The sequence below is a fragment of the Rhizobium altiplani genome, assembly GCF_001542405.1.
GTDB lineage: Bacteria > Pseudomonadota > Alphaproteobacteria > Rhizobiales > Rhizobiaceae > Rhizobium > Rhizobium altiplani.
On record NZ_LNCD01000093.1, the window covers coordinates 74562 to 81208 of the forward strand.

The 6647-nt window shown below is 61.0% G+C and carries 5 protein-coding genes; 4 read left to right on the top strand and 1 reads right to left on the bottom strand.

All coding sequences use genetic code 11. The annotated features are described in order from the left end of the window. The first annotated feature begins 102 nt into the window (after nt 1-102). The 4 genes from AS026_RS22925 (at nt 103) to AS026_RS22940 (ending at nt 5930) form a co-directional block, all read left to right on the top strand. Nucleotides 103-645 (top strand): peptidoglycan-binding domain-containing protein, encoded by a 543-nt coding sequence (locus tag AS026_RS22925; protein ID WP_007539721.1) that lies wholly within the window; start codon nt 103-105, stop codon nt 643-645. A 111-nt stretch (nt 646-756) separates the two neighbouring features. Further along, nucleotides 757-2025: a metallophosphoesterase family protein gene (locus AS026_RS22930; RefSeq protein WP_028747002.1), complete on the top strand. Its 1269-nt coding sequence runs from the start codon at nt 757-759 to the stop codon at nt 2023-2025. Beyond that, nucleotides 2025-5522 carry an ATP-binding protein gene (locus AS026_RS22935; RefSeq protein ID WP_007539724.1) on the top strand — a complete coding sequence of 1166 codons (3498 nt, stop codon included), beginning with the start codon at nt 2025-2027 and terminating at the stop codon, nt 5520-5522. Before AS026_RS22930 ends, AS026_RS22935 begins: the two co-directional genes overlap by 1 nt. 195 nt (nt 5523-5717) lie before the next feature. Continuing rightward, nucleotides 5718-5930, top strand: coding sequence for a type IV toxin-antitoxin system AbiEi family antitoxin domain-containing protein (locus AS026_RS22940; protein ID WP_028747001.1), 213 nt, complete (start codon nt 5718-5720; stop codon nt 5928-5930). Between the two features lie 134 nt (nt 5931-6064). Here the strand turns inward: AS026_RS22940 and AS026_RS44275 are convergent, their stop codons facing one another. Continuing rightward, nucleotides 6065-6223: a hypothetical protein gene (locus AS026_RS44275; protein WP_155951254.1), complete on the bottom strand. Its 159-nt coding sequence runs from the start codon at nt 6221-6223 to the stop codon at nt 6065-6067. Nucleotides 6224-6647 lie beyond the last annotated feature (424 nt).

The following is a 6647-nucleotide window of genomic DNA, read 5'->3' on the forward strand; positions in this document are numbered from 1 at the left end:
TTGCTTCGAGGGAATAGGAAAGCTGGGCCGAAAGACGCCAAGCGCAAGAACCATCGCAGTGGCGACTGTATAGGGACGCGTCTTGATTGGGGCGGCGGCAGGATGATTTTTCAGGCAAGCTACGCGGCGGTACTGGCCGCGTGCATCTTCTGCACGATGTCTGCAGGCGCGGCACTCGCGGAAATCCGACCGGTCCGCGATGTTCAGAAGGCGCTTGCCGAGCAAGGATACGACGCCGGCACGCCCGACGGTATCTGGGGAACGAAGTCTGTCGCAGCGTTGAAGGGATTTCAACGCGCCCACGGGCTCGCGCCATCGGGCGTAGTGACCCAGGATTCGCTGAAGGCGCTCTTTTCGTTCTCGGTGGCTGAGACGGAGCCCACCGTCACTCCGCGGGCAACCGCCGCCGCACCTGCGGCCTCGTCAGTCGCGCTTCAGTCCGATGTCTCGTCGGCTGAGCCTGCAACTTCGTCGCAGCAGACACCGCGGACGCCCAACGAAACCGCGTCGAAGGAACCTTCGAGCAAGAGAGCGGACCATTCAGGCTATGTCGTCGTCATTGTGCTCCTCGTCATAGGATTCGTGTTCGCCCGACGCAGGACTAGGAAAGCACCCCGAGCAGGCCGCCGCATGCGGTCGTCCTGATCTGGCTTCCGGTGAGCAGCGATCCTGTGGAAAAAGAACAAATCATGAATTGATGCTGGCGTTCTTTATCCTCCTGTTTTATCCATCGGACAGACTGGAAGAGGACCGACCTTGGTTTTTCGATTCGTCCACACGGCAGATGTTCATCTAGATTCACCCCTGAAGACGCTTGCGTTGCGGAACGCCGACCTTTCGGAGCTGATCGGGCTCGCGACCCGGCGAGCCTTCGTCCGGGTGATAGACCTATGTCTCGAAGAGAAGGTCGATGCGCTTGTGCTGGCAGGTGACCTCTACGACGGCGACCAGACTTCGATGAAGACGGCCCGCTTCCTGGCGGAGCAGCTTCGACGCCTGCACGAGGCGGGAATAAAGACCTTTATCATCCGAGGAAATCACGACGCCCTGTCGAGGATCACTGCTGAACTGGTCATGCCCGATACGGTGAAGGTGTTCGGCCAGACCGCGGAGACGGTCGTCATGGAGCGGGGCGACGGTCATTTCCCGGTGGCTGTCCACGGTTTAAGCTTCGCGAAGCCGCACGCTCCGGAAAGTCTGCTTCGGCACTATACCCTCCCAGTGCCGGATGCCTTCAACATCGGTGTCATGCATACGAGTCTTGGGGGTTCCGTCGGACACGATCTCTACGCGCCATGTGGCGTTGCCGATCTACAGCAGAGCGGATTTCACTACTGGGCGCTGGGGCATATCCATAGACGGTCAGTCGTTGAGAACGGTTCATCGGCAATCGTGATGCCGGGCATGCCGCAAGGGCGCGACGTCAACGAGGACGGCCCGAAAAGCGTTTCTCTCGTTACGGTCAACGATGACCGGTCGATCGTCATAGAGGAGAGGCAGACAAGCGTGGCGCAGTTCGAGAGACTGTCGATCGACGTCTCCGGCGCCGCCGATTGGAAGGCGATGGTCGGCGACTTGTCCTCCCACCTCGACGCCCTGCGATCGTCCGTGACGGCGGACCACCTGGTAGCCCGCATTCAGCTCAGAGGTGTGAACGAGCTCGCATGGCGCATCAGAAGGGATCTTGATCTTCTGCATACCGAACTAGAATCGCGCGGCTCCATTAGCGGGAACGTCTGGATCGACAAGGTGCAGACGTCCTGCACCGCGCCAGAACGTCCGGGCGCCGGATCGGGCGCCTTGGACGAACTCTCCATGATCATCGAAAGCGAAGTCGGCGCATCTCTGGAATATCAGCAGGAGGTTCGGGCGATCGCGGAAGAACTTCGCGGCCAGCTTCCCGCCGAACTTCGGGACATCTTCGGCACGGATGAGAAAGCGTTCACAGAAAGCCTTGCGCTCTTCGCCCGCGAGGGCTCGGTCAACGTGATGGCCCGTCTTCGTAGTGGCGGCGAGGTAGATTGATGCGGATCAACCGTCTCGACCTTACTCGCTACGGCAAGTTTACGGACAGCGTCATCGATTTCGGGGAGCCGGGTCGAGGGACGCCGGACCTTCATGTCATCTACGGGCCAAACGAAGCCGGCAAGTCGACCACGTTCGACGCCATCCTGGACCTGATTTTCGGGATCGGTACGTCAAGCAAGTACGGATTCCTGCATCCTTATCCAACCATGAGGATCGGCGCCAACATCGAAATTGCGGGAGAAAGTCGCGAGTTCGTCCGGATCAAGCGGCCGCAGAACAGTCTGCTCGATTCCGATGGCCGTTCGCTGCCCGACGCCCTGATCAGAACCGATCTTGGCGGCATCGACCGCGACGCCTTCACAACGATGTTCTCGCTTGACGAAAAGACGTTGGAAAAGGGCGGGGAGGGAATCCTGGCCAGCAAGGGGGACCTCGGCGAGCTGCTGTTCTCCGCTAGCGCCGGCCTTTCGGACCTGAGCCGGCAATTGTCGTCTATCCGCGGAGAGGCAGACGTCTTCTACCGCTACCGCGCCCGCAGCGGCGCGCTCGCCGACTTCAAGACAGAGTTGACCACCCTTAAGGAGCAGCGCGCAGCGCTCGACCTTCGGGTAAGTGATTTTCAGCGCTTGTCGTCCGAGCGCGCGCATCTCTCGCGGCTTCATGAAGACGCGTTGGAGCAGCGAGCAGCGACCCAGAGGCGGATGGACGATGTAAGGCGGATACTCGCTGCGCTTTCTCCTATGGCCAGGCTCTCGACCTTGAAGGGAGAGTTCTCCCAGACGGAAGAGGTCCCGGTGCCGCCGTCATCCTGGTGCGGCGAGCTCCCCGGACTTCGAAGCAGCGAAATCGAATACCGTGTGAAGCTTGAGCAGATCGCCCGCTCGATCGCAGAGATCGAGCGTGAGGCGGAGAAACTGGCTCCAGACCCGGTGGCATTGGAGCTTTCGGCACGCGTGGCCGAACTGTCGGATCTTCAGCCGCGGTACATTACCGCCGAGAATGACATTCCCAAGCTCTCTGCCAGAGCTGCCGAGCTTTCAATCGAGAGCATACTGGTTCAGTTGGGGCGGCCGGGCGATGCTTCCCCCGTTCGCCTTATCCTCGATGCGCCGACGGTTGGTACACTTCGGGCGTTGATGGAAGGCAAGTCGGGCGTCGACGCCCGCCTGACCAGCGCAAAGGACGAGTGTGCGAAGGTAGAGCGAGCGATAGCTGTTCTAAGCGCCAGCAACTCCACCACCGACCTATCGCCCGATAAGGTCAAGACGTACGAACAACTGGCCGCCACCGTGAAGACCATACCGCGGTCTGACGAGGAGGTCGCACTTCGATCGTTGTCGCGGCGTCGCGACGCCGCTTCGGTCGCCTTGGCCGAAACGCTGTCGCGCCTCCTGCCGTGGCGCGGATCCATCGGAGACCTGTCTTCGATGGCATGTCCCTCGTCGGTTAAGCTTGAGCAGTGGAAGACGTCGTTCAAGCTAGCGACGGAGCAGGCCCGGAGGGCCCGCGCCGATCTTGACCGTCTTGAACCGGAAGGCCGCAGACTGGACGCCGAGATAGATGCTGTGCGCAGTCTGGTTAGTGCGATCGACGAGATGCACTCCACCGACAGTCGAGCTTTGCGTGATGAAGCATGGGCCACCCACCGCAAGACGATGGACGACGCGACGGCCGACGCCTTCGAAGAAGCGATGAAGTCGGACGACCACCTTGTGTCCCAGCGGCTCCTTCACTTCTCGGAAATCGGCAAGCTCAACCAGCTCCTTCAGCGCAATGCCGCGGTTCGCACGGACGTGGAGACCGCGCGCCACGCGCAACGGGAGGCACTGGACCGGCAAGAAGAAATCCGGTCCGAGATTACTGCGAGGCTGGACCCGCTTGTCGCGGGATCCAGTTTGGAGGCGGACCCGTTTGAGCTCGAGGACTGGCTGCGAAAGAGAGAGGACGTTCTCAAGGCGAGGGACGAACTGGCCGATGTCGACCGGGAAATCGCCGACGTCCGCGATCGTGTCGGTCGGTCAAGACGGCTACTGATCGAGGCAATGGACGCGGCGAACGTGGGATACCATCCTGACGCCGACATAGCAGCGCTCGTCGCGGCCGCAGAAGACGCCGTGAACGATTTCAATTCGGCCTTCAGTCAGGCGACGCAGATGCGGCGATTGCAAGCCGAGTGCGTCGATCGCGAGCAGGCGCTTGCCGATGCGTCTTTCGCAGCCGAGGCGTGGCAGTCGGAATGGAAGCTCATCTGCGAGAGTTCCTGGCTGGGCGAACTCGACGTGATCCCAGGCACCGGTGCGATGAGCGAAATTCTCTCCACGTTAGAAAAGCTGGCATCTGCGATCGAGAGCAGGGACGGCCTGATCGACCGGGTCCAGAAGATGGAGAAGGACAGGGCGCTGTTCGAGGCGAGGGCCTTGGACTTGTGCGAGAAGCTTGGCATTCCGACGGAGGGATCTCCACGCGAACTCGCGCACCGCATATTCGAGCGCGTCAGACTCGCCGGCCTGAACCAGGAACGTCGGGAAGAACTGGGCGGGGAGCTTGAAGACGCTCGCAAGGAAGAATCGGATCTAAAGGCCGCGACGGAAGTGCTCGACGCACGGCTTTTGGAAATGTTTGCCTTTTTTGGCGTGACGACACTCGGCGAAGTCGAGGCGCAAATGGAAATCGCCGAACGGCGTCAGGAGCTTTCGCGGTCGATTTCCGGTCTCGAGCAGGAATTGCTGCAAATCAGCGGTGTTGCGGACATGTCTGCTTTACGGCAGCTTGTCGCCTCAGTGGACAAGCAAGACCTGGAAGGTGAACTTGCCCGCCTGACGCCCGTGCTTACGGGTCAGGATCAGCGATGCAGCGAAGTCTTTCATCAGAGGTCGAAAGTCCAGGACGCGCTGGACGCGATCGGCGGCGACGCGCGGGTCGCGCAGCTTGAAGAGAAACGCCGGACCATTCTTCTCGACATCGAGGAATCCGCGCGCCGGTACATGGAACTGCGAGCCGGCGTCGCTGCCGCCGAGCAAGCCCTTCGCCTGTACAGGGAAAGGCATCGCAGCGGCATGATGGCGCGCGCGTCGGCAGCGTTCAACATGATCAGTCGCGGCGCCTACAGCGGCGTCGCCGCGCAGCCCGGCCAGGACGGCGAGGTGCTGATCGCAGTCTCCTCCAGCGGTGGATCGAATGCCGCAAACGAACTCTCCAAGGGGGCTCGCTTCCAGTTGTACTTGGCGCTCCGCGTTGCAGGCTACCACGAGTTTCTGGGAAGCCGTCCGCCTGTTCCATTCGTGGCCGACGACATAATGGAGTCCTTCGACGATTTCCGTGCTGAAGAGACCTTCCGGCTGTTCGCCGAGATGGCGCAGCGCGGACAGGTTGTCTATCTGACGCACCATAGGCATCTCATCGAGATCGCGCGCTCAGTTTGTCCCGGTGTCCGATTGCACGATCTGGAGGCGATCGCCACCGCTGGAAAGCTGACTGCGGTCGCAGCCGAGTAGAATCTCCGTGACGTGTCCCGATATCAGGTCATTTGGCTGAGTATCAGGGCGCCGTTCGCCTTCCCGGTTACCGTCCAATCACCATGATCTTGTCACCTTTCATGATCGCCCCGATGACGCGGTCGTCGGCCAGCCGGCTCCGCCTTCAGCAAGCCGACATAGTAGGGCTGCTGTTCGTGGTGCATCAGCGCGTCGATGTACCAGGACGCCACGCATCAGGCCGTTATGGAATTCCAGATCGTCACGCCCAAACGCATGTCGAAGATCAAGGCAGGCCGTAATCTGATCGTCTTCTACTACCGCAAAGACATTGCAGCAGTGGAGGCGGGCATCGAGGACCGCAAAACGGATACTGGCAGAATGAAAATATCATCTCCGGCCCTCACGGCGCTTGACCTCCTACGCTGACGGGCGCGGCGCCATAGACGGAGCTCGACCGACACGAGACGCGCGCCCCGGATTCACACCGGCGCCGAAGGAGCGCGACGATCGCTGGCACGTGATTGTGCGCCGCTCGCCGGAGATCGACGAATGATCCCCGCTCAGAACATTGTTGCGTGGGGAGCATCGTTCCATGGGCGGATCAGCGTCAGGTCGAGCAGGATCTCATCATCTGCCGCGCACTCATCGATATCTTCGATGACGATCTCCTGTCCGCCGAGCTGCGTTTTCGCGGCGGCACGGCGCCTAATAAGCTGCATTTCCAGGAGCTCGCGAAGGAGGCCGGGCGCTGCGAAACCCCTGCCATCTTCGTGCCCGACCTTTGCTCCAAGTCGGGAGCAAAGTGGATGAGGCAACGTTCAAACCTCGGGGAGCATCGTTACGTGCGGCAATACGTGATATCGCGGTAGGGACGCCTATTACTGAGCGCCCCCCGCACAGATCCACGCGGGCGGGTTTCCCGCACGTGGCTCTTACCTCGGGTGATTGACGGCGAAGCGTACATTTGGCCATGGATCAAGGATGCAAGGCTTGGGTAGGTAGTCGGTGGCTAACTGCTCGATCCGTTTCCACGTGACGTCGGCCCTCTGACTCCGCCGCTGTGGCGCCGCAGCAGCCGCATCGCGTGCTTGCGGTGAAAGCCCGTGATGACGACGAATTCATCCAGAATTCTCGCCTTCTCCG

Coding starts and splice junctions, on each gene's coding strand:
- AS026_RS22925 (WP_007539721.1), top strand. CDS start 103: ATGATTTTTCAGGCAAGCTACGCGGCGGTACTGGCCGCGTGCATCTTC.
- AS026_RS22935 (WP_007539724.1), top strand. CDS start 2,025: ATGCGGATCAACCGTCTCGACCTTACTCGCTACGGCAAGTTTACGGAC.
- AS026_RS22940 (WP_028747001.1), top strand. CDS start 5,718: ATGTACCAGGACGCCACGCATCAGGCCGTTATGGAATTCCAGATCGTC.
- AS026_RS44275 (WP_155951254.1), bottom strand. CDS start 6,223: ATGCAGCTTATTAGGCGCCGTGCCGCCGCGAAAACGCAGCTCGGCGGA.